At 55.8% G+C, this 23,924-nt stretch carries 18 protein-coding genes; 6 read left to right on the top strand and 12 right to left on the bottom strand.

All coding sequences use genetic code 11. The features are described from left to right. Window positions 1–153: 153 nt before the first annotated feature. Window positions 154–1,332, top strand: a complete 1,179-nt coding sequence (locus tag KIT79_02120; GenBank protein MCW5828089.1) for an acyl-CoA dehydrogenase family protein — start codon at window positions 154–156, stop codon at window positions 1,330–1,332. On the opposite strand, the gene KIT79_02115 is transcribed toward KIT79_02120, so the two are convergent. From KIT79_02115 to KIT79_02100, 4 genes are all read right to left on the bottom strand, one after another. Then, on the bottom strand, window positions 1,315–2,484 hold the full coding sequence (locus KIT79_02115; protein MCW5828088.1) for an MFS transporter: 1,170 nt from the start codon (window positions 2,482–2,484) through the stop codon (window positions 1,315–1,317). The two genes, KIT79_02120 and KIT79_02115, sit on opposite strands and share 18 nt — an antisense overlap. 128 nt (window positions 2,485–2,612) lie before the next feature. Beyond that, a complete protein-coding gene (locus tag KIT79_02110; protein ID MCW5828087.1) occupies window positions 2,613–3,656 on the bottom strand; it encodes a PstS family phosphate ABC transporter substrate-binding protein in 1,044 nt (347 codons plus the stop codon). A 72-nt stretch (window positions 3,657–3,728) separates the two neighbouring features. After that, on the bottom strand, window positions 3,729–5,339 hold the full coding sequence (locus KIT79_02105) for an MmgE/PrpD family protein (protein MCW5828086.1): 1,611 nt from the start codon (window positions 5,337–5,339) through the stop codon (window positions 3,729–3,731). 151 nt (window positions 5,340–5,490) lie between these two features. Further along, window positions 5,491–6,402, bottom strand: a complete 912-nt coding sequence (locus KIT79_02100; GenBank protein MCW5828085.1) for a triacylglycerol lipase — start codon at window positions 6,400–6,402, stop codon at window positions 5,491–5,493. Window positions 6,403–6,617: 215 nt separating this feature from the next. Here KIT79_02100 and KIT79_02095 point away from each other — a divergent pair, with 215 nt between their 5' ends. Both KIT79_02095 and KIT79_02090 read left to right on the top strand, forming a co-directional pair. Further along, window positions 6,618–7,289: a response regulator transcription factor gene (locus KIT79_02095; protein MCW5828084.1), complete on the top strand. Its 672-nt coding sequence runs from the start codon at window positions 6,618–6,620 to the stop codon at window positions 7,287–7,289. Continuing rightward, entirely contained in the window at window positions 7,286–8,746 is a 1,461-nt protein-coding gene (locus KIT79_02090) for a HAMP domain-containing histidine kinase (GenBank protein MCW5828083.1), read from the top strand. Before KIT79_02095 ends, KIT79_02090 begins: the two co-directional genes overlap by 4 nt. Before the next feature lie 5 nt (window positions 8,747–8,751). Here the strand turns inward: KIT79_02090 and KIT79_02085 are convergent, their stop codons facing one another. After that, window positions 8,752–11,604: an insulinase family protein gene (locus KIT79_02085; GenBank protein ID MCW5828082.1), complete on the bottom strand. Its 2,853-nt coding sequence runs from the start codon at window positions 11,602–11,604 to the stop codon at window positions 8,752–8,754. Between the two features lie 152 nt (window positions 11,605–11,756). On the opposite strand from KIT79_02085, the gene KIT79_02080 reads away from it, so the two are divergent. After that, entirely contained in the window at window positions 11,757–12,761 is a 1,005-nt protein-coding gene (locus KIT79_02080) for a magnesium transporter (protein MCW5828081.1), read from the top strand. A 4-nt stretch (window positions 12,762–12,765) separates the two neighbouring features. On the opposite strand, the gene KIT79_02075 is transcribed toward KIT79_02080, so the two are convergent. Then, on the bottom strand, window positions 12,766–19,539 hold the full coding sequence (locus KIT79_02075) for a tetratricopeptide repeat protein (protein ID MCW5828080.1): 6,774 nt from the start codon (window positions 19,537–19,539) through the stop codon (window positions 12,766–12,768). Window positions 19,540–19,716: 177 nt separating this feature from the next. Between KIT79_02075 and KIT79_02070 the strand changes: the two genes are divergently transcribed. After that, window positions 19,717–20,118: a helix-turn-helix transcriptional regulator gene (locus KIT79_02070; GenBank protein MCW5828079.1), complete on the top strand. Its 402-nt coding sequence runs from the start codon at window positions 19,717–19,719 to the stop codon at window positions 20,116–20,118. 18 nt (window positions 20,119–20,136) lie between these two features. Continuing rightward, window positions 20,137–20,772, top strand: a complete 636-nt coding sequence (locus KIT79_02065; GenBank protein MCW5828078.1) for a hypothetical protein — start codon at window positions 20,137–20,139, stop codon at window positions 20,770–20,772. Window positions 20,773–20,774: 2 nt separating this feature from the next. On the opposite strand, the gene KIT79_02060 is transcribed toward KIT79_02065, so the two are convergent. The 6 genes from KIT79_02060 to KIT79_02035 form a co-directional block, all read right to left on the bottom strand. Further along, a complete protein-coding gene (locus tag KIT79_02060; GenBank protein MCW5828077.1) occupies window positions 20,775–21,260 on the bottom strand; it encodes a PaaI family thioesterase in 486 nt (161 codons plus the stop codon). A 1-nt stretch (window position 21,261) separates the two neighbouring features. Beyond that, window positions 21,262–21,711 (bottom strand): GatB/YqeY domain-containing protein, encoded by a 450-nt coding sequence (locus KIT79_02055; protein ID MCW5828076.1) that lies wholly within the window; start codon window positions 21,709–21,711, stop codon window positions 21,262–21,264. Window positions 21,712–21,769: 58 nt separating this feature from the next. Then, window positions 21,770–22,306: a methylated-DNA--[protein]-cysteine S-methyltransferase gene (locus KIT79_02050; protein MCW5828075.1), complete on the bottom strand. Its 537-nt coding sequence runs from the start codon at window positions 22,304–22,306 to the stop codon at window positions 21,770–21,772. Window positions 22,307–22,391: 85 nt separating this feature from the next. Then, window positions 22,392–22,586, bottom strand: coding sequence for a 30S ribosomal protein S21 (rpsU, locus tag KIT79_02045; protein MCW5828074.1), 195 nt, complete (start codon window positions 22,584–22,586; stop codon window positions 22,392–22,394). 142 nt (window positions 22,587–22,728) lie between these two features. After that, complete coding sequence (locus KIT79_02040) at window positions 22,729–23,253, bottom strand: DUF4149 domain-containing protein (GenBank protein ID MCW5828073.1); 525 nt, start codon at window positions 23,251–23,253, stop codon at window positions 22,729–22,731. Window positions 23,254–23,380: 127 nt separating this feature from the next. Continuing rightward, window positions 23,381–23,806: a CBS domain-containing protein gene (locus tag KIT79_02035; GenBank protein ID MCW5828072.1), complete on the bottom strand. Its 426-nt coding sequence runs from the start codon at window positions 23,804–23,806 to the stop codon at window positions 23,381–23,383. Between the last annotated feature and the right edge of the window lie 118 nt (window positions 23,807–23,924).

The raw sequence follows: 23,924 nt of genomic DNA, 5'->3' as shown, positions 1-23,924 counted from the left end.
TCGGTCGCTATCCATAGTCTCCCGAACCGGTATTTTCCCGCCTTTTCAGGCCATATATCAGTCGCTTTGATTCCAGACTGGCATCGCTTTCATACATCGAATTATCGTGCTACCCGTCCCGGCCGCCGGACCTTTTGAGGGGAAAGAACTATCATGCCCGATACGAACGGACTCGATTTTTATGATCTGGAAGAGCTGCTAACGCCAGAGGAGCGCATGGCGCGCGACTCGGTCCGATCGTGGATCAAGGACCGTTACATGCCTACGGTCCGTGAGAGCTGGCAAACAGGGACGTTCCCCAAGCAACTGGTTCCGGAACTGGGTGAACTTGGCATTTTTGGCGCGTCCATACGGGGGTATGGTTGCCCCGGCATGAGCGAAGTTGCCTACGGGCTGATCATGCAGGAACTGGAACGGGGGGATTCGGGCCTGAGATCATTTGCCTCGGTGCAGAGCGGGCTCACCATGACAGCCATCAACAAGTACGGATCCGAGGAACAAAAGAAGAAGTTTCTGCCAGAGATGCGGGCCGCAAAACTGCTGTTCTGTTTTGGTCTTACTGAACCGGATTATGGCTCAAATCCGGGTGGAATGGTTACCAATGCGCGTACAGATGGGGACAGTTATGTCCTGAATGGCGCCAAGATGTGGATTACCAACGGATCAATAGCCAACTACGCCGTTGTATGGGCCAAGCTGGACGGTTACCAATCATCTGACATCCGGGGCTTCATCGTTCCAGCAGATACCAAAGGGTTCAAGGCAATGGACATGCATGGAAAGCTCTCCATGCGGGCTTCGATTACAAGCGAACTGGTCCTGGAGGACGTGCGAATTCCGAAGGATCATATCCTGCCGGGCTCGAAGGGGCTGGGGTCCCCACTGGGCTGCCTAAATCATGCACGATATGGAATTGCCTGGGGAGCGCTGGGGGCGGCCACGGCCTGCTATCTGGAGGCGTTGAACTACACGAAAAACCGGGTCCAGTTTTCCCGGCCCATTGCCGGTTACCAGCTTGTGCAAGAGAAACTCGCCTATATGGTGACGGAAATTACCAAGGCGCAGCTCCTGGCCTGGCGTGTAGGGCGTTTGTTCGAGGCGAAACGACAGACTCCGCAGATGATCTCACTCGCTAAACGAAACAATGTCGAGATAGCACTCAATATTGCCCGGATGGCCCGTGACATGCTGGGTGCTAATGGCATTACTGATGAATATTGCGTTATGCGACACATGTGTAATCTGGAAACGGTAAAAACCTATGAAGGCACTCATGACATGCACACACTGATCATTGGTGAAGCGGTGACAGGTCTACCGGCGTTCACGTGATATTTTCCGGGTAATGACGATCGTGCAGCCGAGCAGGGCGCCAAGATAGACCACGGTCAGGCCAAATCCAGCAGGGTGGCCTACCCATCGGGCCACGTAGCCAACAGCTGGAGTCAGGACGAGTATTCCAGCCCCTGCAGCAAAAGTAAGCATCGCGGACACGGGAGCCGCTGCTCCTGGTATGCGAGTTGTTGCTACAGCAAAAAGCGTAGCAAAAATGCCCGAATAAGAAGCCCCGAGAGCAACCATGGCTGTTCCGGCCAGCGAGTCGGGTCCCAGCAGCAGAAGCATTCCCGAAAGCACCGAGCTGGTAGCAAGCAGCAGGAGAAGCCGTTCTGGTGAAATGCGGGTTGCAAGTCCTATCACGGCTAGCCGGCCAATTGTTAGTGCCAGCCAGAAATTGGAGAGGGCTGCTGCTGCCGCTATTGAGTCGAGACTTCTGGATGCTTCCAGGAAACGGACGCTCCAATTATTTGTGGCTACTTCTGCGCCGACATAAAAGAATATGGCGAGGGCTGTCAGTGCGACTACTGGATCAGTCCACGGCGAATGCAGCCGATCGGACACCTGACCCACGTTCTGGCGTCCAGTTCCCCGTGAATGATCGGGAAACCGGAGCAGGAGATAAAAGGGGAGTGGAAGAAATGCCGCCACTCCGGCCATTATGTACACCTCTTCCCATTCATGCCCTGAGGCAATCCAGTATCCGGAAAACCTGGGCCCCAGCAGTGCCGAGATGCCAAATGAAGAATGGAGAACATTCAGGGCGAATGCTTGGCGGCGCGGGTAGAGATCAGCCATGCCGGCGTTGGTGGCAATTTGAAGGAATGCGCCGCCTACTCCATAGAGGGCCATTCCGGCGGCGGCTGTTGGGTATGTCCCTCCGGCACCGACCATTATCAGGCCAATCGCCAAGACCGAGATGCCCGGAGCAGCGAACCACTTCAACCCGATCCGTCCGGAGAGCGCCCATCCGGCCGCCGTGGATAGGAGAAAGCCAGCCGCCATCCACATAAACAGTGTTCCGACTGCGGCTTCATCGGTGCCAAATCCGGCAGCCATCGCGGTCACTGCGGGACCAAATATGGTGAGTCCCATGGCATAGGCCGCTACTCCCAGACACAGCCCCGCTGCCAGCATGTGACGCTTCATGATCTCAGCGAGGTTTCCTTTCCCTCGACAGCCGAACTACCCGGCTTTCATTGGAAACGAAAGCGTCTGCCAAAACACTGAGGCCCCGGCATGAGCCGGAGCCTCAGTAGTATTATAGGCCCTGTAGCTTACTTCAGTTTGGCTAGTTCTTCCTCGGCCATCTTGGCGGTGAGCGGGTCGTAGCCGTCCTTCACAACCACTTCCTGGCCTTCCTTGGTGAAAATGAATCGCATGAACTCACGGACCAGAGGATCCAGCGGTTCATTGGGCTTCTGGTTGATGTAGACATACATGAAGCGCGAGAGCGGGTAGTTCCCTTTCAGGGCATTTTCGTAACTCGGCTCATAGAATACCAGTTTCTGCGTGGCTCGCTTGAGTGCACTCTGAGGCTGCTTTTTCGACAGTGCGACCATCTTAACACCGGAAGTCCGGTAGCCGATACCGCTATAGCCGATACCGCCGATATCCTCGGTGACGCCTTGAACAACAGCAGCCGACCCGGGCTGCTCCTTCACTGACGACTTGTAGTCACCCTTGAACAGCGCAACTTCCTTGAAGAAACCATAGGTACCAGACGCCGAGTTACGGCCATAAAGACTGACTGGCCGGTTCGCCCACTCGCCGGTAAGACCTAGCTGGCCCCAGCGGGTAATATCCGAGTTGCCGCCCAGCCGCGTGGACGAAAAAACGGCATCCACCTGTTCCATGGTCATTTCCTTGATCGGGTTGTCCTTGTTCACATAGACGGCCAGTGCATCAATAGAGGTGCGGTATTCGGCCGGCTTGTAGCCAAACTTCTTTTCAAACTTGTCGATTTCTTCTTCCTTCATTGGACGGCTCATGGGGCCGAGCTGCGCGGTGCCGGCGATGAGCGCTGCCGGGGCTGTGGATGATCCCTTGCCCTCCACTTGTATCTTCACATTCGGATAGTATTTAGCGAAACCTTCACCCCACAGGGTCATCAGGTTATTCATCGAGTCTGAGCCAACCGAGTTCAGGCTGCCTGAGATGCCTTGCACTGATTTGTAATCGGGGAGGTTTGGATCAATCTGGACGGTGCCGGGTGCGCCGGCACCATGGGAAATCACTGCGCTGGCAAATAGGGCGACAACGGCCGCTGCCGTCACAATAGGGCGGCGACGGCTCACGATTCTGTTCAGTTCCTTGTGCATTGCTCTGGTTCTCCTGTGCTTGGGGACGCTCGTCCCTCTTCTGCGTGGAACCCTATCGAAGATTTATGACAATTATGTGACGGCGCTGTTTTGTTGTTTCGACACCAGCCTGATGAAATCAGGCAATCTTGCCGATTCCAGTTCTAATCCGGTTTCAAAGGCTTTTATGGCGTTTTGGGGGCCCAGTACCGGCACCGTCTCGCGCAGGAATTTTTCCTTCAGTTCTGTTTCCATGTCTGGCGAGCAGAATGAGCCAGCTGGCAGATCCACCTGGGCTGTTTCGGTTGCCCCATCGTTAAACTCTACCGTCACCCGGTTGGGAAAATAGAGCGGAATGGAACTGCGAGACGGTCTTTTTGGTATTGCGCTGGTACTTCGCCGGCGGGTCATGCTGGCAATGGCCTTTATCCATCCTGTCGCTTCCCTGGGCGTAATGAGCGTCGAACTGTACTCCTCCGAATAGCGCCGTACTAGCCGAGGAATGTCGGATGGCGTGATTGCCGACAGGGCACCACGACCCGCTCCCGCAGCCCGCAGGCTCCCGATGGTTTTCAGGGTGAGAGCAGGCTCATGAGTGACGATGGTCTGGGAAGCGAGATGGCGAATATCGGATGTACGCTCGGCAAGCCATTCCGGGTACATCTGCTCGCTGGTGAGCCTGCCAACCAATAACCGGATGGCGATCGTAACAGCGAGATCGAAGTTGACATTGACTGGCATGACCGTGCCTGTCGACCTGGAATACTCGGAAGCGAACTTCGTCGCCTCTAGCCCAAGCTTGGTGGTTCCGGCCTTTACTCGACGTATCCTTTTCGGGTCGATACGGCCCCGGCGCCGCTCGATTTCATCAATGGCTGAACAGGCTGTCTGGAAATAATGGCAGCCGGGGACGGTCTTGACGGCAAGGGTCTGCATTACCCAGAAGTCGCCCAGCCCTCCCATCATTGAAGGAAGCGGTACGTAGCTGAAACGCTTCCAGAACCCCCGGCGGTCTTCGATAATGTCTGGCGCACCTGTCATTCCAGCACGGGCGAAATAGGCTGCCTGGATTCCCGTAGCTGCTGGAAGCGCAGCTGACAGCAGCTTGGATGTTGGCACCATAAACCCAGGCTGTAGTGCAAAATTTGGCTGTGATAGTGCAATCGCCATGGCATGAGTCGCCTGCTCTGCTGTCAGCCGCAGAATTCGGGCCGCGGCAGCGGAAGCTCCGATGAGATGTATAAAGGTCCACATCTGGCCATTCAGTGGTCCGAGGATGCTGGAGGCTCCAAGCCGGCCGCCTATTTCATTTGCAGCGACGACGGCTGACAGGAATGTTTGGGTATCGGTCCCTTCATGCTCTGCTATGGCAAGCGATGCGAATACGGCGGAATGGCAGGTATGCCCCATCCAGACGATATCATCGAAGTCTTGGGCCATGGAGTAACAGGCATTTGAAAGAACAGCCTCATGGGGAGCATGGCGGGTTCCAGTGGCCAGCGCCGTTGAACGTCCCTGACCCAATGAAAATCCACCAATGCCCGCCGCGATGGAGGCAGTTTCATGAGATCGTGCCGCTCCGTGCAGTGCAGCTACCATGTTCAGAACCTGGTATCGGGCCGCACGGACCGAGTCGGGTGGAATATTTTCATAGTCCAGATCGGCCACCCAGCGACCCATTTGGACAAGGTAAGGCTCAGACATGATGGTTTCTCCCTTGCTGGACCAGATTTTATGCCGGGTGCACCCTTTGCCGGAAGCATAAAGATGGGGAGAGTTCAGAAAAAATAACAGGACCGGATACCATACGATATCCGGTCCTGTGTACCTTGGTTCGGGATTCGCCTGAAGTTTTCTAGTAACCCAGATTCTTCAGCTCCGCGGCCATCCCTTTGAAGAACCCCTTGGCGTCGAACCAGCCGGTGGAGCCAAGTAGCTGGTTTACTTCATCCAGGTGATTTGCATTCAGATTGACGTTCTTGACAGTTCCCCATTTGGCCGACTCCCGGTTGACAAGACCGTCATTCGGGACTGGATCAACGATACCGGTCAGAAACATCAGTGCGTCTGTGGGGTCGAGCGAAATATTAACGATACTTGTTCCGCCATAGCTCCAGTAGAGGACGCCGGGGACATTTGTGGTCACTTGGTTCCACTGGGAAGTAAAGCCACTGGTGAGATCGCGCAGACCGGCTACCACATCCTGTGGAAGCGTTAGTTTCCCGCTTACGATGGCACCGCCAACGGATGAAACGAAAGCGGCGATGGCGTCTCCCACCGGTCCAGTCAGCTTCACCACGGTATTGACGAGCGGGTAGATAAGATCTGACATGACCGCTCCCCTGTGCGGAGTGGCGACAGTGACAACTGCAGCTACCTTGCTTGATCCCAACCGGTAGCGGGTGGCGTAGCGTGCATCGAGTCCACCCATGGAGTGTCCAACAATGATTACTTTCTGCGCGCCGCTGATGGCCAGTATCTGTTCAATCTGGTCGGCGAGCTGGTTCCCGCGCGTCTGGACTGAATTAAAGGCGGACACTTCGGTGGTATAGACCTTATGCCCTTCATTCCTGAGCGTACCGGCGATCTGGTAGAAGTAGTCGATGCCAAGAAGGGAATCGAAGCCACTGAAACCGTGCGCGAGAACGATAGGGTATTTGGTGCCCACTTTTGGGGGCGTACTTCCGCCAGCGTAGGCGGCAGTGGGTAGTGTCATCATTGTGATGGCAAGCAGGATGAACAGGTTGGTGCGGTTACAGAACTGCATGATGCTTTCTCCTCAGGTAGAAACCGGCAGACTTCATGTAGTGGGTGCCGGTTGCGGTCTTGTTATGCGGGCAAGAATACAGTTTTGTTTGCGCACCCATCAGATAGCGGGAGTCATGTTGAGCCATGACTGGAGTCACGTTTTTTAGATGCGACGCGTCATGAATTAAATTCATGGCATTGCCGTCGGCAATTTGCCGCTGGAGAACCCATTCTTTGGGCGGTATCTTTGGTCCAAAGGTTGAAATGACCCCTATTCGAGTCGCCATCTGTGACGATCACCCGGTCTTTCGCTCTGGACTTGCGGCTGTTCTGGCTGCTGAACCCGATATCGACGTATGTCTGGAAGCGGGTACGGTAGCGGAGTTGAGGGAACGTCTTCAGTCAGCTTCGGTGGATTTGTTATTACTTGATGTGGAGCTACCAGGTGAAAGCGGAATTGAGGCGCTCCCAACGCTTCTGGATGGGCGGCGCGTGCTCATGCTTTCGGCTCATGACGATCCACGCCGTGTAAAGGCGGCGGTGGAGGCTGGGGCATGTGGTTTTGTCCGGAAAGATGCCGCGCCCAGGGAGTTGCTGAAGGCCGTACGTGATGCCGCAGCTGGGAAAACCGTGATGAGCGCGGATCTTGCAATTCGGCTTGCTGATGCCTTGCGTTCGGACCCCGACTCTCGGGAATTTCGCCGTATCGTTGGTACGTTTACGCCGCGGCAGCGTGAAGTCATGGCGCTTGTGGGCGAAGGGCAAAGCAACCGTGAGATTGCCGAACGGCTCTTTCTCAGTGAAGGCACGGTGAAAAACCACGTTACCCACATCCTGCAGGCGCTTCAGCTTCCAGATCGTACCAGGCTGGCAGTATTGGTTACCCGCTATGGAGCTGGCCGGTGAACGAATGGTTCGGCCTGCTGCGCCGTCTTCAGGAGTGGTTTCTTCTGGATTGGCTGGAAAACTGGCCACTTCGTCACTGGCCCGAATCCCCGATCTTTATCATCGGCACGTTTATCATCATGGTCGTAGGCGGAATGTTTCCGCTGGATATTCCACCCAAGCGTTACATTCATTATTCGACGGGCGTCGCAGGCGTAGCTGCATTTTTCATTATGGGACCAAGGGCCATATGGGTGCTGCTTGCGGCGACGGTGGTGAGAAACCTGATTTACCACACGATTTGGCCACGCCGTTGGCGGGAATGGTCGTTCCAGCGTATCGCAAATCAGCCCTTTTCGGTTGGATGGGCACTGTTGTCAGCAATTGCCGCAATGCTGGCCACACACTGGTTCCACCTGAAAACCGGCGACGGCCAGTACCCCGTGCCTATCGGTGAAGTGGTGCTTGATCTGAAATATGCCTTTCTTCTTTTGGTTCTCTGTAATGTCTACCTGGTAATGAGTGAATTTGGAGTCTGGCTCCGGCACCGGCAACGTCCGCGGGAACTGCTTCAGGTGCCACCTCTTGGTGTTTTGTACAGTGACATCGCCGTTTTTATCACCATTGCTGTTCTGGTGGCACCCCTGAATTACGCGGCGGTAAAGGCATATGATCCCCGCTACCCCAACGCGACAATGTTCTGGATGAGCTGGGGATTTTATCTCAGTTTTGCCGTCCAGATCCTGATACAGAGACGTGAACAGATTGTAAATCTGGTTCGGGAGCTGGAACTGAAGCAGAAACTCGCAGCTGTTGGTGAAGTAAGCGCCCGAATTGCCCATCAGTCCCGGCATGAACTTGGTCTGTTTGGCATGAGTCTGCATCAGATTGAGCGTCATGCCAAAAAACTTCCCGAACCCTCGCGCAGTCTCCTGCATGAAGAGTTATTCCGGCTTGAAGTTATGAGAACACGGCTCAGCCGCATGCTGACGAACGTGCTCCGTACCGATGACGATATGACAGAAGGAGGCGCGGGGGCAGTGCCTTATCGCACCGTCATGGAACTGGCCGCTGTCGAGACTGAGCGGCTGGCTCCACGGGCAGCTGAATTGGGGATACGGCTGGAACTCAAGGTCAGCGGAGACGGCCAAGACACCAGCACTCTCCGTGATCCAGAGCAGTTTTCCCAAGGGCTTTTTAACGTGATTGACAACGCGCTCTCAGCCGCCCGTCATACGGTGACAATTGAAGTCACCACAAAAGGCAGGGAAACGGAAATAACCGTCATGGACGATGGTCCCGGTATGACGGGAGAAGTGCTTACCCGTGCAACGGACCCGTTTTTTACCACTAAATCGGGCGGTACCGGTATGGGACTCGCAGTTGCCCGTGCTGTCGCCGATGCCGAAGGTGGCATACTCGAAATCCGGAATCGTTCTGAAGGCGGGCTTGAGGTGATGTTCAGATTGGGGAAATAGCCTGTTTACTGCTTTGGCTGGGCTCCAATGGCAGCGGGAGGGCCCAGAATGCTCGTAACGGAGGGTTTTGACAGGTAGCGGTTTGCTACTCTGGTGAGATCGCCAGCTTTCACGCTCTGTATCCTCCGGGGAAATTCGCTGTCATAGGTCCAGCCGAAACCGGCCAGTTCATAGAAAGCGAGATAAAAGGCCTGATCCATATTCTTTTCGTGCGCCAGGTGAAACCGGCCAAGAAACTTGTTTCGGGCAAATTCGACTTCCGCCGGACTGATTTTTTCTTTCCGTAGGCGCAGCACCTGTTCGTCGAATCCGGAAAGAACCGCCTGCGTATTCTTTGGGTCGGTGGCGATATAGAGCGTAAAGCCCGTCGGGTCGAAACCGTGAGGAAAATTCGCATAAGTAGTGTAAGCAAGTCCCTGCTTATCGCGCAGTTCGACAAAAAGCCGTGACGAAAGCCCCTGCCCGAGCAGTGCCGAAAGTACCTTGAGTGCGGGATAGTCCGGGTGCATGACCGGAACGGTCAGATATGAACGAAATACATGCGTCTGCTCGGTGGGGCGGGGTGTTTTGACCGTTATGGGAGAAGCAGGTGCAGTCGCCGCCTTGCGGGCACTTTTCAGCAGTTTCTGAAAGCTCTCGGCAGTACCCTCACGTTCCATTGAAAAGGCGGAATCGAAGTGGTCCCGGATTGAATCGGGTACAACATTTCCGACAACGGCTACCACCATCGTAGCAGGGTTTACCTGTGCCTGGTAATAATCGATGAGTTGCTTGCGTGTGAGCTTTGGGAGGGCTGTCTCGATTCGTTCACCAACATCTCCGTAGCCATGACCCGGATAGAGATTGAGCAAAAGTTTTTCATTGGCCAGCCGCTCCGGACGATCCCGGCTGCTCACAATGCCTTTCAATATGAGTGACCGCTCTATTTCCATGTCCTCGGCTGTCAGCAACGGCCTGTAGATCACGTCACTCAACAGCTCCAGCATCCGGTCCTGATCGCCGCGGATACCCTGTGCGGTAATTTCCAGATAGTCGTTTTCGGCCCGGGCCGAGATATCGATGCCATTCTCTTCTGCGTAAGCGGCGAACTCGGCAGCATTTCGTGAACCAGCTCCCTTGGTCAGCATGCGCGCCAGCAGATCTGTCATTCCCGGAACAGGCTGAAGACGGTTTCCGCCCTTGAACAGTATACGTATGGCAAGCACATCATTGGAGGGGTTCGCCCGGACAATCAGTGTTCCGCCCAGTTTGAGCCGGTACTCTTTTGTCTCCAGTTTCTGTGCTGATGGAATATCCGTTGACGGCTGCGAAACGGAGGTTTCGGCCTCTTTGGTCGTTGGCAGTGGGGCGCGTTTGGCCGGTGTAATCGTGACGGCAGGCTCCAACTTTGCCAGATCAAATGCCTCTGGCAACACTCGGCTTACGAGTGTCCGCTTGGCACGGAGATATTGCTTCACAGCTGTTTGAACGGCCCGGGCATCGGTATGTTCCAGGATGGGCAGATATTCATAATAAAGTTCTGGGGAGGCGACAGTTGCATACCAGCCAAGCGAGAAGGTGATCCCTTTGGAGGACTCGGTATCATAAATGAACTGGCGGCGGGTCTGTTCAATTACCTTACGAAGCTCGTTGGGTTGGGGACCTTCGGTCCGGAGCAGTTCGATTTCCTCGAGGATAGCGGCTTCGACGCGGGCGGCCTTTTCTGGCTCGCATACTGCCAGTACCGCGAACACGCCGCCATCACGGCTGTTCATTGAATAGGCACTTACGCTGTTGGCGATCTGCTCGCGTCGCACAAGTCGCTGGTGAAGACGTGAAGATTCACCCTGTCCCAGCACCTCAGCCGCCACATCCAGGGCGACTGACTCTTGGAGGATCCCTGCCGGGACCGTCCGCCAGGCAACGGCCACATAGGCCTTCTTCACGCCCATACGGGAATCAGCACGCCGTTCTTCCGTAGGCCAGGGTTCAGGCGGTGCTTCCACTGGAGATGCCCCACCAGTACGTCCGGTGCGAAAGTGCTTTTCGACCAGATTCTTGACTGTTTCTGGGTCTACTCCTCCGGCGACAACCGTGATCAGGTTACTCAGGGAATAGTGCTGCTCGTAATAGCTGAGAATGCTCTCTCTCGAAATCGAGGCGATGTTTGATGCAGGACCGAGGGTATCCAGCCGGTAAGGATGTTGACGGTAGGCAAGGCTGTTCAAATTCATGAACAGACGGCGCATCGGGCTGTCGTTGGCCCGATTGATCTCCTCTATCACCACCTTGCGTTCCTGTTCCAGTTCATCTGCAGGGATGGTGGCGTGCTGGATCATGTCGGCATGGATTTCCAGCATCCGCTCGAATTCGGACGCCTGTGCTGTAACGAAATAGTTGGTAAAGTCGCTGGAAGTGGAAGCGTTAATATCGCCACCCGCGCCCTCAAAAGCCACATCTAGGTCACGGGGTCCGAATTTATCGGTTCCCTTGAAAAGGAGGTGTTCAAGAAAATGTGAAACGCCATTATTGGCTTCTGTCTCGTCGGCTGAACCCACCCGGACCCAAGTGTTAATTGTTACATTGGAATTTCCTGGTACTGGACGGACGATCAGCGTCTGGCCACTTGGCAGCACCCACATTCTTGCACCGTCGGGAAAAGTTTTCTCGGTTCCTGTTACAGGGCGGATCGGACGGAATAGTTTGGGTGCGGTTTCTGGCGGGGCACCGGAATCGGATTTTGAACCGCAGGCGGCAAAGGTCATTGTGAGCAATAAACCACCAGCAAGGCAGGTGGTAATCAATCTGGACGACATGGTCTCTCCGGGGCCGCAAGAAAGGCAGTTGTCGCGGCTGGAACAGCTTATCCGGCCACCCATTCAGGGCAATGCCTGCGGGGAACTATGACTGAAAAACGTTAAAGAAGTATGAAGGTGAGCAGAATATTTGCCGCCAACCGGGATTACCGGATAAATCAAACTGCTCTGGCTGCGGTCTTTTAGCGGTAAGGCTGTCAGAATAATTAAAGCCCTTGGAGGAACTGATGCCACCGGCATTGGGTGAAGACAATCTCGACGACCCGGTCGTTAAATATGTTCGCAGGGGTGTGGTGACATTGCTTACCAGCCAGACAGTCGCCGAGGCTCTTTCTGCGCTTCGGTCTCAAAAGCCTGAAGAAGGCGTCGTATATCTTTATGTTGTTGACGAGCATGGGAAGCTGAAGGGGGTTGTGCCGACCCGGCGGCTGCTGGTTTCAGAGCCGGACACTCCGGTTTCCAGCCTCATGGTTACTCAAATTGTAACACTACCGGACACGGCCACGGTAATGGTTGCCTGTGAGCAGTTCCTGTTGCACCGGTATCTGGCATTTCCGGTTGTCGATTCTGAGGGAGTGCTGCTCGGATCTGTCGATGTGACGCTTTTTACTGATGAGATGTTTGAGCTTGCGGAGCGTCAGGCGAGTCGGGATGTGTTCCAGCTTATTGGTGTTCATTTGTCGAAAGTCCAGGGCGCAAACGCGTGGGCGGGTTTTCGCGACCGTTTTCCCTGGCTGCTATGCAACATCAGCGGCGGGATCGCTGCTGCATTGATTGCGGGGCTTTATGAGCAGCTTCTTGCCAGTGCGGTGGTATTAGCACTTTTTATTCCTGTCGTGCTGGCTTTGGCGGAAAGTGTAAGCATCCAGTCCATGAGCATGACCATTCAGGGATTTCATGGGCATGCACCCAAATGGCGTGAACTCCTGAATTCGCTCTCCCGGGAGTTCAAGACCGCTTTTCTGCTAGGTGCAGCAAGTGGTGCTGTCGTGGGAGGTGTCGTTTGGCTCTGGCGGGGCGCACCGCAGGCGGGGCTGGCGGTAGCCGTAAGCATTTGCTTATCCATGATAACGGCATGTCTTCTGGGTATTCTTCTGCCAACGGCTGTTCGTGCGTTGAACCGAGATCCAAAGATCGCCTCGGGCCCTATCGTGCTGGCTAGCGCCGATATGGTTACACTTCTGTTTTATTTTAATCTGGCGGGGTGGATGCTTGGGTAACTGTTCAGATGCTGTCCAGAGCCATACCAAGGTTCCGGCGCTGCAGAAAGTAGTCCTCACTGACGCTATAGCGAAGTAGTTCGCCGAACTGGGGCTGTTCCCTGAACAGGTCGGGCCAGGTTTTCGGATCTGGTAGTGGTTCCTGTTGAATGACACCAAGCCTTACAGCCGTCCGGATCAGGGCTGGTTCAAGATGGCCGCACATGACGAGACCAAACCGATCGCGGGAACACTGGATCCCGTCCAGCCAGGACTGGACAACGACACGGGTGTGGGCTTCCCTGTACTTGGGAAGCTTCGCCTGAAGCTCTTTTCGTAATCCGCGCGATATTTCCTTTTCGACGAGTTTGACGTCTCTTTTGATCGCCGCCGGATCGCCGCCAATCTTGAAATTTTCATCGATAGCCCGTCCGTATAATGCCAGCAGCCGGTGAACGGTATCAGCATCGAGACGGCTCAGGGCCCAAGACCCATCTACCAGGGCAAACAGTGATCGTGCGGCAACAAAGGAGGCTTCTGGGCCTTTTACGGTTTCAAAAAGCTGGTCGCCAATCAGCACTACCGGGCCCTTGGGACCACGCTCTATACCCATTTGAAGGGGACGCCGCGTATCGCGGACGAAGATGAGATTTTCAACCGGACCAATCTGTTCCATTACCCGCTGGATTGCTTCGGGTATCGTTCCAGCGGCGAGTGGCTCAGGCCGTACACCGAGTTTGACAAAATCGGTGGGAAACGACTTGCAGATAGGCATGGCCAGCTGGGGCAGAAACTCGTGAAGGAAATGCTGGCAGGCAGGGTGCCAGAACTGTCTGCCGGCTTGTGCAGGATTGAACTTCCCTTTGGGGGCATTCGGCTGGTTTCTTTTTTGGGCGGCCACCCAGTCAGCGATGTCTGTCGTGGGACCGGTGAGTGCAATAAGTGCCTGGCCAGCACAGAAGCGCTTGTCGAAGTCGGTCGAATAAATTGTAGCCAGTGTGTCGTAGGTATGGAGATGGAATGGATCAATGTGAAGGATTGCCTGATAGGCCTTGATCGCCTCACCGATGGTGGCCACATTTTCCCGGAAAATACCGGCGAGCATCTCATGCAGCTCCAGATTTTGCGGATCCAGCCTGATTGCCCGCCGGATTTCCATAATGGCGTCATCCCGGCGATTAAGGTATGCCTTGAGTATCCGGGCCCGCCGGATCAGAAACGGAACCGCTTCACGAGGGTTATCCTTGCGCATCGAGTCGGCGAGCTTTTCGAGTGTCTGCTCGGCCTTTTCCCATTCACCGTTCTTTTCATGCAGGGTAACCATCGCTTCGGCCGTTGCGGACGCTTCTGTTCCCTGCTGCTGGGCCTGCTCCAGATAGGTTTGGGCGGCAGTGGAATCACCCTTGGCAATAGCGATCTTGCCGAGTAGCGCATTGGCTTGTGGCATTAATTTGGTGTCGGCTCGGCCTACCTTAATGAATCGTTTGAGTAGTTCCTCAGCTTCTTCTGTTTTACCAGCTGAGAAATCCGCTTCTGCAACTTTGAATAATGCCTCAGGTGTATTGCTATCCAGATCCAGAACTTTCCGGTATTCGACTAGTGCCTTGGCGGAGTCCCCTGCATGAGTACCCAGGTTTCGGGCGATCTCCAGGCGGTATCTGGCGGCCTTGGTATTGTCCATCAGGGATTCGGACTGATGGGCCAGAATCTCCAGTGCGGTATTGGCCCGGTCGACCAGTCCTCGCGCCATGGCCAGTCGCACGACGGCCTCAAGTGCGTCGCTGGCAGTGGGATCTTCGCGGACCACAGCTTCCCAGGACCGGAGTGCTTCGTCGGATTTGCCGCTGTTTTCATGGGCATGGGCGATCCGTTTCAGGATTCCGCTACGGAACTGGGGAGTTTCTTCGGTGGCATTCTTGAGAACCTGCTCCAGTCGCTGTGTGAAGGCGGCCCAATCGCCCTTCTGGCCGTCATACTCGGCCAGTGACATCAGCGCATCCCGGTGAGTCGGCTGGTCTTCGATGACACGCAGAAATGCTCCGCGGGCCTGCTCGGCATCACCCATTGCCTGCAGGCAGACCCCCATCATGTAATTGGCATCGGCGCGAATTCGCGGCTCTGACTTCTGGATGCCAGCGCCAAAGGCCTTGCGAATGATTGGAAGAGCCTTGCCATAGTCTTCTTCCCGGAACAGTTTCTCTGCCTGAGCCATGAGAGCGGCGGGGTGAGTGTCGTCCAGTTCGGCTGCAGTGGCGTAAAGTTGTTGGGCCTTGTCCGCGTGGCCGAGCACGGTTTCGTACAGTTTGGCGGCCTCAATAAGGTCAGCCACCTGCTTTTTCTCGTCAGCGATCATCGCTGCACGTTTTTCGAGAAGTGGTGCCAGTGTTTCCGGCCTGTCGAGAGCACGGGCGGTATCAATGGTGGCAGTAAGCATAGCGGCCTTATCGGTGGCCGAATCGAGTTGTGAGGAAGCCCAGGAAAACACTTCCCCAAGATCGGCTTCGGTAAGCTGGCGATCAATGGCGATCCGTGCCGCGTCGGATACAAGCCGTTCGGCAGCTGAGGCTTCAGTGTCAGGACACCGTGCTTGTAACATGAGGGAGCGAAACAGCTCTGGCCAGTCGTTCCGTGTCCGATGGAACCTGGCCAGTGCCGCGTGTCGAGCCGAAATTTGTGGTTCCAGACCAACCAGTGCTTCCAGGTGAAGTAGCTGGCGTTCGGGTTCACGCAGTTCCTCGCCGTAAATCGTTGCCAAGCGTTCACGTACGGCGATTTGCTCGCTTCGTTGAAGTTGTGGCTCCATCGCTTCGAGGGCTGACGCCAGTTCGGCGGAATTCCCCTGCTGCTCAAGCAGTGACACCTTCATCTGGTGTGCACTAATACAGGCAGGGTCGAGTGAGAGAGCTTCATCCAGAATGCGTTTTCCGGCTTCCTGATTTTTTTCCAGATCAATGCTGATTCGGGCGAGGTCCACCGTAGCAAGGGCCTTTTCGACAGGTGACGTCGCTTTTGCGAGCCTGCGCTCGGCAAACAGGCGGGCATCATCGCTGCGCCCAAGCTCTGCCGAGAGTCTCCCGATAAGCGATACTACGATTTCGCTGTCAGGATTGAGCTTGAACACTTCCCGTGCGGCATCGAGGGCCGCTTCCTTGCGGTCTGGCAGAGAAGCAAGGAGTTGGGCCCGGTCTGTGAGGAGTTTTTCACGCTTTGGGCCGGCCACTCCGCTTGCCAGCAGCTTCTCGATGGCAAGAAGTCCGAGTTCGGTATTACCGGCTTCCAGGGCCACATGGTGAAGAGACTCCAAAATGCCTGTTCCGGAATCTCCGGATTTTACGCGGGCCGCGAGGAGTGGGAGGAGCCGGGAACTGGTGCCGCCCAATCCAATTCCTTCCCAGATCAGGTCATCCAGTCCATCCATGCCACGGCCGAGCCGCTCGTGAAGCGCGACTTTCAGTTCCCAATGACCGAGCGAAGGCTTCCGGGAGCTTAGGCGGGCATAAATACGCTCCATGTCCGCCATAGAAAGCCCACCGCCTCGCAATAACGTTTCTATATAGGCAGTCTCAGCGATTTCATCGGTACCTGGCAGTTCAATGAGAAGCCGTCGGGCATAAGCGGATTCTTCCACATCGGCTGAAGCCGCCCGCTCGGCCAGCAGTCTTAGCTTGACGGCATTAAGGACTGGCTCCAGTGCAATCAGTGCCCGGCCGCAGAAGCGGTCCGGAACCAGCGCCAACCGGGAATCGGTGATGAGTTCAGGACTGGTCGCTAGCAGTGAAACAAACCGCTCTACTTCGGAAGGTGATTGCGGGGTACCCGATGCGAGATATGCCTGAATGTCTTCAATCTGTTCGGCGGGAGTGCGTTGCTCGAACCGGGTACGTTCGAGATTCTGGCGGGCTGATTCGAGTGAAGGATCGAGTTCGATAGCCTTTTCGAAGTTGTCAGCTGATTTTTTGATGAACTGGAACCGGTCGCGCCAGATTTCACCAATGAGCTGGTGCAGGGCGGCAGCGTAGCGGCGGTCACGGGTCATCTGCGCCTCGCGAATGTAGACTTCTACAAGGTCATCCCAGTTCTTCTGTGTGGGCGAAAGCCGTGACAGGTGATTGATCACCATCTGGTTTGCTGGATCGAGCTCCAGAGCCTGTCTCAAATTGTCGATGGCCAGCGAGAGATCCTTTTTTCGGTCTTCGGCAATTTCGGCAATCTTGACCCGGATGGCTGCCTTTGCCCGCGGGGATTCGAGCAACTCCATTTCCCTTTCATACACCCGGATCAGCAGATCCCAGTTTTCAGTGGCATAAAAAAGGCGTCCCAGCGTCCGGAGGGCTGGTGTATAGTCGGGTTCTACTTCAAGTGCGTGATAGTATGATTCGACAGCCTGGGCGAACTTGTCTACCGGTTCGCTGGGCTGAAAATCCTTCTGCCACAGTTCACCAAGCGACATGTAAATAGCCACCAGCCGGCTCTTGTCCCGGGTCAAAGTTACTTCAGCCTGATAAAGACGGATCAGGTCTTCCCACTGCTGACTGGCGCTAAGCTGCCGACCCAGTTCCCGGTATATATTGAGATTGCTGTCATCTATCAGAAGCGCCGAGCGCAGTACATTTATCGCCATTTCGCGCTGGTTCAGACGTTCCGCCAGCAGTTCAGCATGCTTCAGCATGAAATCGACTTTCTGCTGTTTGTCGGTGGCGCCTTCGGCTTCAAACTCATATACCTGAGCGAGTTTTTCCCACTCGCCCGCCTTGGCGAACAGACGCCCGATAGAACTTAGTGCAAAAGGATTCCGGGGATCAGCTTCCAGAGCGCGGCTGTACCAGTCGATGGCTGCCTGTGGATTTCTGAGTTGATCTTCGGCGACTTGACCGGCTTTCACGGCTGTGATGGCGCGGAGCTGTTCATCCTTGAATACCCGGTACTGCGCATCGAAGACGGTCAGCAGGATATCCGGTCGCCCACTCCTGCGCTCAACGTCCTCCAGAAGCTTGAGAAGCACGAGATTTTCAGTATCGGCTGCCAGCAATTTTTCGTATATCTGACGAGCACCATCCAGATCGCCCAGCTCTTCGTGAAGAATACGGGCCAAGCGGTACAAAACAGCCGCTTGTTCTGCTCCTTGCAGCGTGGCGGCATATTCGCTCATGGAAGCAGTCCACGCGTTCCAGTCGAGCTGGAGCTCGTTGATTCGTGTGCCGAGTTCTCTGGCTACGGAGGCCAATGGATGATCTGTCGGGATTGTCCCGAGGGCCGACAGTATCTGTGAAATCCGGTCATTTCCGGCCCTGTTCCCAGCAGCAAGATCGACCGCAAGGAGACGGGCACGTTCGATTGCAGCTGCAGGAGATCCAACAGTCTGAAGAGCTTCGTCTCGGGTTTCCGCTAGCCGGTCCTTCGGCAGGTGCCGGGCCTGAACCCACCGTGCGAGGGGGTGCCCCGGGTCGATTTCAGCCAGTGCCCAGGCAAGCCGGATGGCACGCTCATCGGCATTTTCGGCAATGGCGCGTCTCAGGGATTCGGCGATCCATGGTGCCCGGCTTGCTGGTCCGCCGCCTACACCAGATCCAAGCCGCTCCAGCTCATCTGATGAGGACTCTTCGATCACGGCGATTCGCGCACGAAGTGCCGCCGCCGCCGGATCGTTTCGGTCACCTATAAGCCGCCGTGCTTCAGTAAGCCAGCGGGAATCGAAGTTATCGGAACGGCCGCAGGCGGCAATATATACGGAAGCGATCCTGAGATCGCGGTTTGCTGAAGGCGGCTCGCTGGCCAGATGTTCCAGCACCACATCGATATGGTCATTGCCGGTTGTGGGATGCAATTGCGCGGAAGTGGAAGTGACAATTTCGGGGTCTTGTCCCGTGGAAAGGCTTTGCCCCACGTTCCGCATTGGCTGGACGCTCCAGCTTTCGGCTGCAGCGCTGGTGTCCAGCCAGGCGTCTTTTTCTTCCACCTCAAGAATTCGGTCCAGAGTGTCACCGGACGAAACAGATTGAACTTCACTAGATGAATTTTCCGGCGCCTCGAATTCTTCCATGCCCCAGTCAGTCTCGCCTTTGTTATCTGCTGGCATGCTCACAGGCTGCGATTCCACCGAAAGCCCAGGGAGAATACTGGCAGCCATCGCTACGGGTTCATCGCTTGGCCCAGTCGAAACGGTGGAGATTTCACGGAACGGTGCAACAGGAGCCGGCGAACTGAATTCGTCCAGACTCCAGCTATCATCAGTGACTGTATCGGGTGGGGGCTCAGCCTCAAGTGCAATAGGTTCGTCGTCATTATGCGTTGGCAATGGCCCGGATAGGGATATCGGAGATGATTGAGCGGGATCTGCTGGCCTGGAACTGAACTCATTCAGATCCCAGCCGGTTTCTTCCGGCGGATTCTCGGCGGTCATTGCTATCGGCTCGTCGTCTGTTGCCACCGGTTGTGAAGCGACCGGCTTGCTGGAGCTGAATTCATCCAGATCCCAGCCGCCAGAATCGTCTCCACCCATAGTCTTAGTCTCCGCCGCTTTTGGCGGGGGCACGCTTTTCCCGGTGGCCTGCATCAATGGATGCCGTGTAACCAGGTTTCGATCCCAAACGTCGGGGTCGTTGTCCGGTATCTTGGATGTTGCCCCGATGTTGTATGTGGGCTCGAGCGTCACCGGACTCAGGGTGATATCGCCGGGATTGGGTGGTGCTGACCGGTCGGAGGCAAACTCGTCCAGGTCCCAGGAATCCTCAGAAGGGGGTGCAGAAAACGAATCCCCGCCACTGGTTCCACTTTGCCGCTTGTTGTCCTCGTCTGACATGGAAAACCCGCACCTGCCGCAGTGGAAACGGCGATCTGCCTTGTGGGAATTGAGGCTCAAACCACTATACGCAACCAGTTTCCGGCGGGCAACAGGAGCAGGTTATACATAAGTAAGCCTGCCGGGTTGCCCGTCTTTCCCAATGGGTCGGCCTGGTGTATGGGGATTCAAGAAGGTATGGCACTCCGAAACCGGTTTCAGCAGACCTTGACGCGAGCTCTTGCCGATGCCGGTTTCCAGTCGATTGCCGAAGCCGCACGGGCAGCCGGAGTCCCTTACGACACACTTCAGAAGGCTGTATCCGGTGCCATTGTGCCAACGCCAGCGATTGTCCGGAAGCTGGCCAAGCAGCTTGAGCTGGACGCCAATAGGCTTGTACGGACAGCCCTCGAAGCCCGGGCCGTAGGAATGCACAGCAGCCGTGATGAACTGGACACAGAATGGGAAGCAATGAAACAGCGTGCAGTGAATCTTGGTCCGGAGTCTGAACGCGCCCTGTTGGAGCGGATGGAATGGTTCCTGCGGGGTGCCGAGACGCAACACCGTTCCGGACGGCTGGAACCCAGGCGCCGCAGGTGACTGCCGGAGACTGGTGCGATGTCGGTATATGCGCGGCTGGTTCAACTGGGATATCAGGGCGTTGAAGCAGGGATTTATCCTGATCGTCAGATATACAAGAAAATTCGCGATGCAGCCGACGGATTGGTGATCGCCATGCTGGCAGAGGTTGAGCGGCAAACACGCCGGCGGCCGGAATTAGCGCAGGGCAGGTCGGATACCCGAAACTGGAAGCTTGGCGATCCTGAATTGATGCACGAACTCAGACGTGCGGCCCTGCATCTGGAAGACTTTGGCAGGCTTCCTGTTCCTCCGCCTGGTGTGATCGACCCTACCGGAGATCCACTCCTTCGTGATGCTTTCCGGGAAGCTGGGCCGGGAAAACTGTCGCATCTGATACGACACGCCGAAAGTTCCGGAATCTATGTACCGCTCATGTTCCCACGTGCATTCTGGATGGAAGAGCCGGGTCTCTCGGTAGGATCCGCACCGGGCCTGCTGCTCGAAACCGAAAAGCTGGCCGGAATATTGGCAAATGAGGAACCCTCATCGCCGTGGTTGGAGGCAGCCGACTTTCTCTCCGGGATCCGGGAGGCATGCAAGGCTTCTGTCGCGACCGGCCTTACAGTTGAGCTTTATTACGAGAAAGGGATTTCGAGCGCCGGCGAAGTATAGGGCTACCGGGCCGGCTTCAGTTCCTGACGGATAACAGACTTGGTTACACAGGACGTGGCAACCAGTTTCCCGCCTACCACGGCCTCACTTTCGGCAAAGATGGTGGTTCTGCCTCGCTTTAGCACGCGGCCTTTCAACACGATCGTCTCGCCCAGCATTACAGGCCTTAGGACTGAAACATGGATGTCATGGGTAACGGCATTTTCTCCCTCATTCAGGAGTGGCACTACACTGGAGTAAGCAGCGGCGTCGAGAAGTGCATAAAGCACTCCACCATGCAGAACACCGGCAATGTTCACGGCACTCTTTCCCGCCTTGAGCCGAATTTCGCCGGAGCCGGGCTTTGATCTGATCAGTTTGACACCCAAAAACCGGTGCAGCGGTAGCGTTTCCACGGCACGTGCAACCTGCCTGACGACGGTGGCCGGGAGAGGTTTTAGCGTGGTCTTGGCATCAGGACTGAAAGTGCGCTTTCTGTGGGTAGGCATCTCAGCCGCCCAATGCCTTTTTCACCAGGTCGGCAAGCAGCTTGCCGTCGGCGCGGCCAGATGTCTTGGCCTGCACAGCCTTCATCAGTTTGCCCATGTCTTTCATGGACGCAGCGCCAGTGGACGTTTTTTCACCGTCGATAATCTTCTGGAGTTCATCGACGCCCATCTGCTCGGGCAGATAGGACTGGATCACTTTGGTTTGAGCTTCTTCCCGGGCCGCCAGATCGGCACGACCGCCTTTGGTGAACTGGTCGATGCTTTCGCGCCGCTTTTTAACCATCGATTGGCAGATGGCAATCACATCGGCGTCGTCCAGGTCCGCGCCCTTTTCCACTTTCCTGTATTTGGTATCCGAAAGGATCAGCCGGATCGTTTCCAGCCGGTCCTTCTCGCCGGCCTTCATAGCCGTTTTCATATCCTCGTTCAGCCGTTCCAGAAGTGTCGGCATGCGAGTTGCCCTTTCTCTGTCTCAGTTTTGATTTTCCCTATTGGAGAATAAAGAAGTTTTATCCATTTACAACATTCGTGGCCAACGGCAGAAGGGAACTCTCCATCGCGAGTAACCGTTCTTTCACATCGAGTCCACCAGCAAAGCCAGTGAGGGATCCGTTGCTTCCGATGACACGGTGACATGGAATGAGAAGGGGCAGGGGATTACGATTGCAGCCCATGCCCACCGCACGGGCCGCATCCGGTCGGCCGATTCGGCGCGCCACCCCACCGTAAGTGTTCGTTTCACCGAAGGGGATTTCCCTCAAGGTTTTCCAGACCTTGTGCTGGAAACGTGTCCCAGCAGCTACGAACCGCCCGCTGAACGTGCGAAGTTTGTCGAACCGGTCCCATTCGTCAAGAAAACGCCGCACATGGAGCGGTGTGCCAGTAAGACTGCCATTGGCAGGTGGACGCCAGGTGTCGGCCTTTGAATCGAAGCTGCAGGCGTGGATGGCGTCATCGCTGTAATGGACCGTCACTCTCCCCCAACGGGTTGCCGCTGAAAGTTCGCGGAGATCATGGGTAATGGTGGTAATGTAAATCAGTTCCATGACAGGGAGTCTGACTGTCCTTGGGATAGAAAAACAAAGGCGCGGCCCTGGAAAAGGTGCCGCGCCTTTATGGCAATATGGAATACTAGCGGTTTGCCTTGGCGGCTTTCTTTAACGCACGTTTTCTGGCGGAAGCGGCCTTCTTCTTGTGCTTTACGGAAGGCTTCTCGTAGTACTCACGTTTCTTGATTTCGGCGAACAGTCCTGCCTTTTCAAACTGCTTTTTGAAGCGGCGGAGTGCGGTTTCGAATGGCTCGTCGTCGCGTACTTCGATCAAGATAAATCACCCGCCTTCCGTTAAAAGCCCTTGCGAGAGGCTCCGCCGCCCCATGGCGGCGCTGGATTGGGCCATCTGGCTCCTACAGAGCCTTGCGGCGGGCCGTTCTTGGCTTCTCCGGACTGGGAAGTCAAAAGGGGCAGGGTCAGGGAGATGGCCCCAGTCCTGCCGGTCCGAACATCCGGGGCGCACTGGCCAGTGCATAGAAGACGGTAAACGTGATCGCCGATAATATGGCGAGCAGGTTAACTTGCACTGAGATACGGTGATATCTACTGAATTGCTTTTTAGCCTCAGCGAACTCGGGAGTATCCGGCTTTGCTGCTGCCCGGAGGTCCCGGGCTTCGTTCACCCGTGGGGTTAGCCAGCGCTTTCCCAGCATGGCACAAAGGAAACCGATAAAGACAGGAACGACGGCTCCCCGGCCCGTGTGAAAAACAGTCTCGGCTTTACCCGTTCCCGCGGCCACCGCCACAAAACCCGTCAGGGCTACTGCAACCACTACTTGGAAAGCATAGTAGCGCGGAAACATCATACGCATGAATTTGGCAGCCTGTTCCATATCCAGGGACTGGAACACGGTCGGAGCAACCAGAAAACTGAAAAAGACGAGCGGGCCAATCCATAGTGCGACCGACAGGATAACAAGCATGTGCCACCATGCGGGCATTATTCACCTCCATGGCTCCGGGCATTTCTATCATGGATTGGAGACAGACACACCAAAGGAAGGCACCTTCTCCGTTAGCGGAAGAAGGCACCTTCTCCGGGCGTACCGGAAGGAAAAGGGCTTTTCTCTATTTCTTCTTGCCGCGAGGCTTCTCAACGATCGCGGCTATGTCGGCGAGATACCTCGATACCAGCACGAGGGCATCATCGGTGGAAAGCACACCTGCCACATCGCCCTTGCGGGTGATGATCGGGATACGGTGAACGCCCTTCTTGGCCATCTTGTCGAGAGTCGGCTCCAGTTCATCATCGACAGAGGCGACCAGCGGGAACTTCGTCATGATCTCCCCGATATGAGTGCTGTCGGCGCTCTTGCCGCCGCCTGCAACCCAGCCAGCGATATCACGGTCGGTAACGATACCCAGCACCTTGTTGCGGGCGGTGATGACGACCGATCCCACGTTCCGGGCTGACATAAGCCCTGCCACCTTGCGGATTGAGTGATGCGGTTCCGCCTTGACCACCAGACCGAATGCGAGCTTTTCCAGTTTCATTTGTCTTCTCCCTGGGACCGCGTCCTTGTTTTGGTTAAGACCGTTACCGCTCCGCGTGGGCTTTGCGTTGCCGGGCTTTTCTTTTCGATTTGGCGGCGGCCCCCTTTCGTGACGTGAG

It is taken from the genome of Deltaproteobacteria bacterium, from assembly GCA_026129095.1.
Classification (GTDB): Bacteria; JAGRBM01; JAGRBM01; order JAGRBM01; family JAHCIT01; genus JAHCIT01.
Note: the sequence above shows the minus strand (reverse complement) of the source record. Positions and strands in the feature narration are given on the sequence as shown.

What these genes read in the sequence shown, in the direction of transcription:
- KIT79_02120 (MCW5828089.1), top strand. Translation starts at nt 154, where the DNA reads ATGCCCGATACGAACGGACTCGATTTTTATGATCTGGAAGAGCTGCTA.
- KIT79_02115 (MCW5828088.1), bottom strand. Translation starts at nt 2,484, where the DNA reads ATGAAGCGTCACATGCTGGCAGCGGGGCTGTGTCTGGGAGTAGCGGCC.
- KIT79_02110 (MCW5828087.1), bottom strand. Translation starts at nt 3,656, where the DNA reads ATGCACAAGGAACTGAACAGAATCGTGAGCCGTCGCCGCCCTATTGTG.
- KIT79_02105 (MCW5828086.1), bottom strand. Translation starts at nt 5,339, where the DNA reads ATGTCTGAGCCTTACCTTGTCCAAATGGGTCGCTGGGTGGCCGATCTG.
- KIT79_02100 (MCW5828085.1), bottom strand. Translation starts at nt 6,402, where the DNA reads ATGCAGTTCTGTAACCGCACCAACCTGTTCATCCTGCTTGCCATCACA.
- KIT79_02085 (MCW5828082.1), bottom strand. Translation starts at nt 11,604, where the DNA reads ATGGGTGGCCGGATAAGCTGTTCCAGCCGCGACAACTGCCTTTCTTGC.
- KIT79_02075 (MCW5828080.1), bottom strand. Translation starts at nt 19,539, where the DNA reads ATGTCAGACGAGGACAACAAGCGGCAAAGTGGAACCAGTGGCGGGGAT.
- KIT79_02070 (MCW5828079.1), top strand. Translation starts at nt 19,717, where the DNA reads ATGGCACTCCGAAACCGGTTTCAGCAGACCTTGACGCGAGCTCTTGCC.
- KIT79_02065 (MCW5828078.1), top strand. Translation starts at nt 20,137, where the DNA reads ATGTCGGTATATGCGCGGCTGGTTCAACTGGGATATCAGGGCGTTGAA.
- KIT79_02060 (MCW5828077.1), bottom strand. Translation starts at nt 21,260, where the DNA reads ATGCCTACCCACAGAAAGCGCACTTTCAGTCCTGATGCCAAGACCACG.
- KIT79_02055 (MCW5828076.1), bottom strand. Translation starts at nt 21,711, where the DNA reads ATGCCGACACTTCTGGAACGGCTGAACGAGGATATGAAAACGGCTATG.
- KIT79_02050 (MCW5828075.1), bottom strand. Translation starts at nt 22,306, where the DNA reads ATGGAACTGATTTACATTACCACCATTACCCATGATCTCCGCGAACTT.
- KIT79_02040 (MCW5828073.1), bottom strand. Translation starts at nt 23,253, where the DNA reads ATGCCCGCATGGTGGCACATGCTTGTTATCCTGTCGGTCGCACTATGG.
- KIT79_02035 (MCW5828072.1), bottom strand. Translation starts at nt 23,806, where the DNA reads ATGAAACTGGAAAAGCTCGCATTCGGTCTGGTGGTCAAGGCGGAACCG.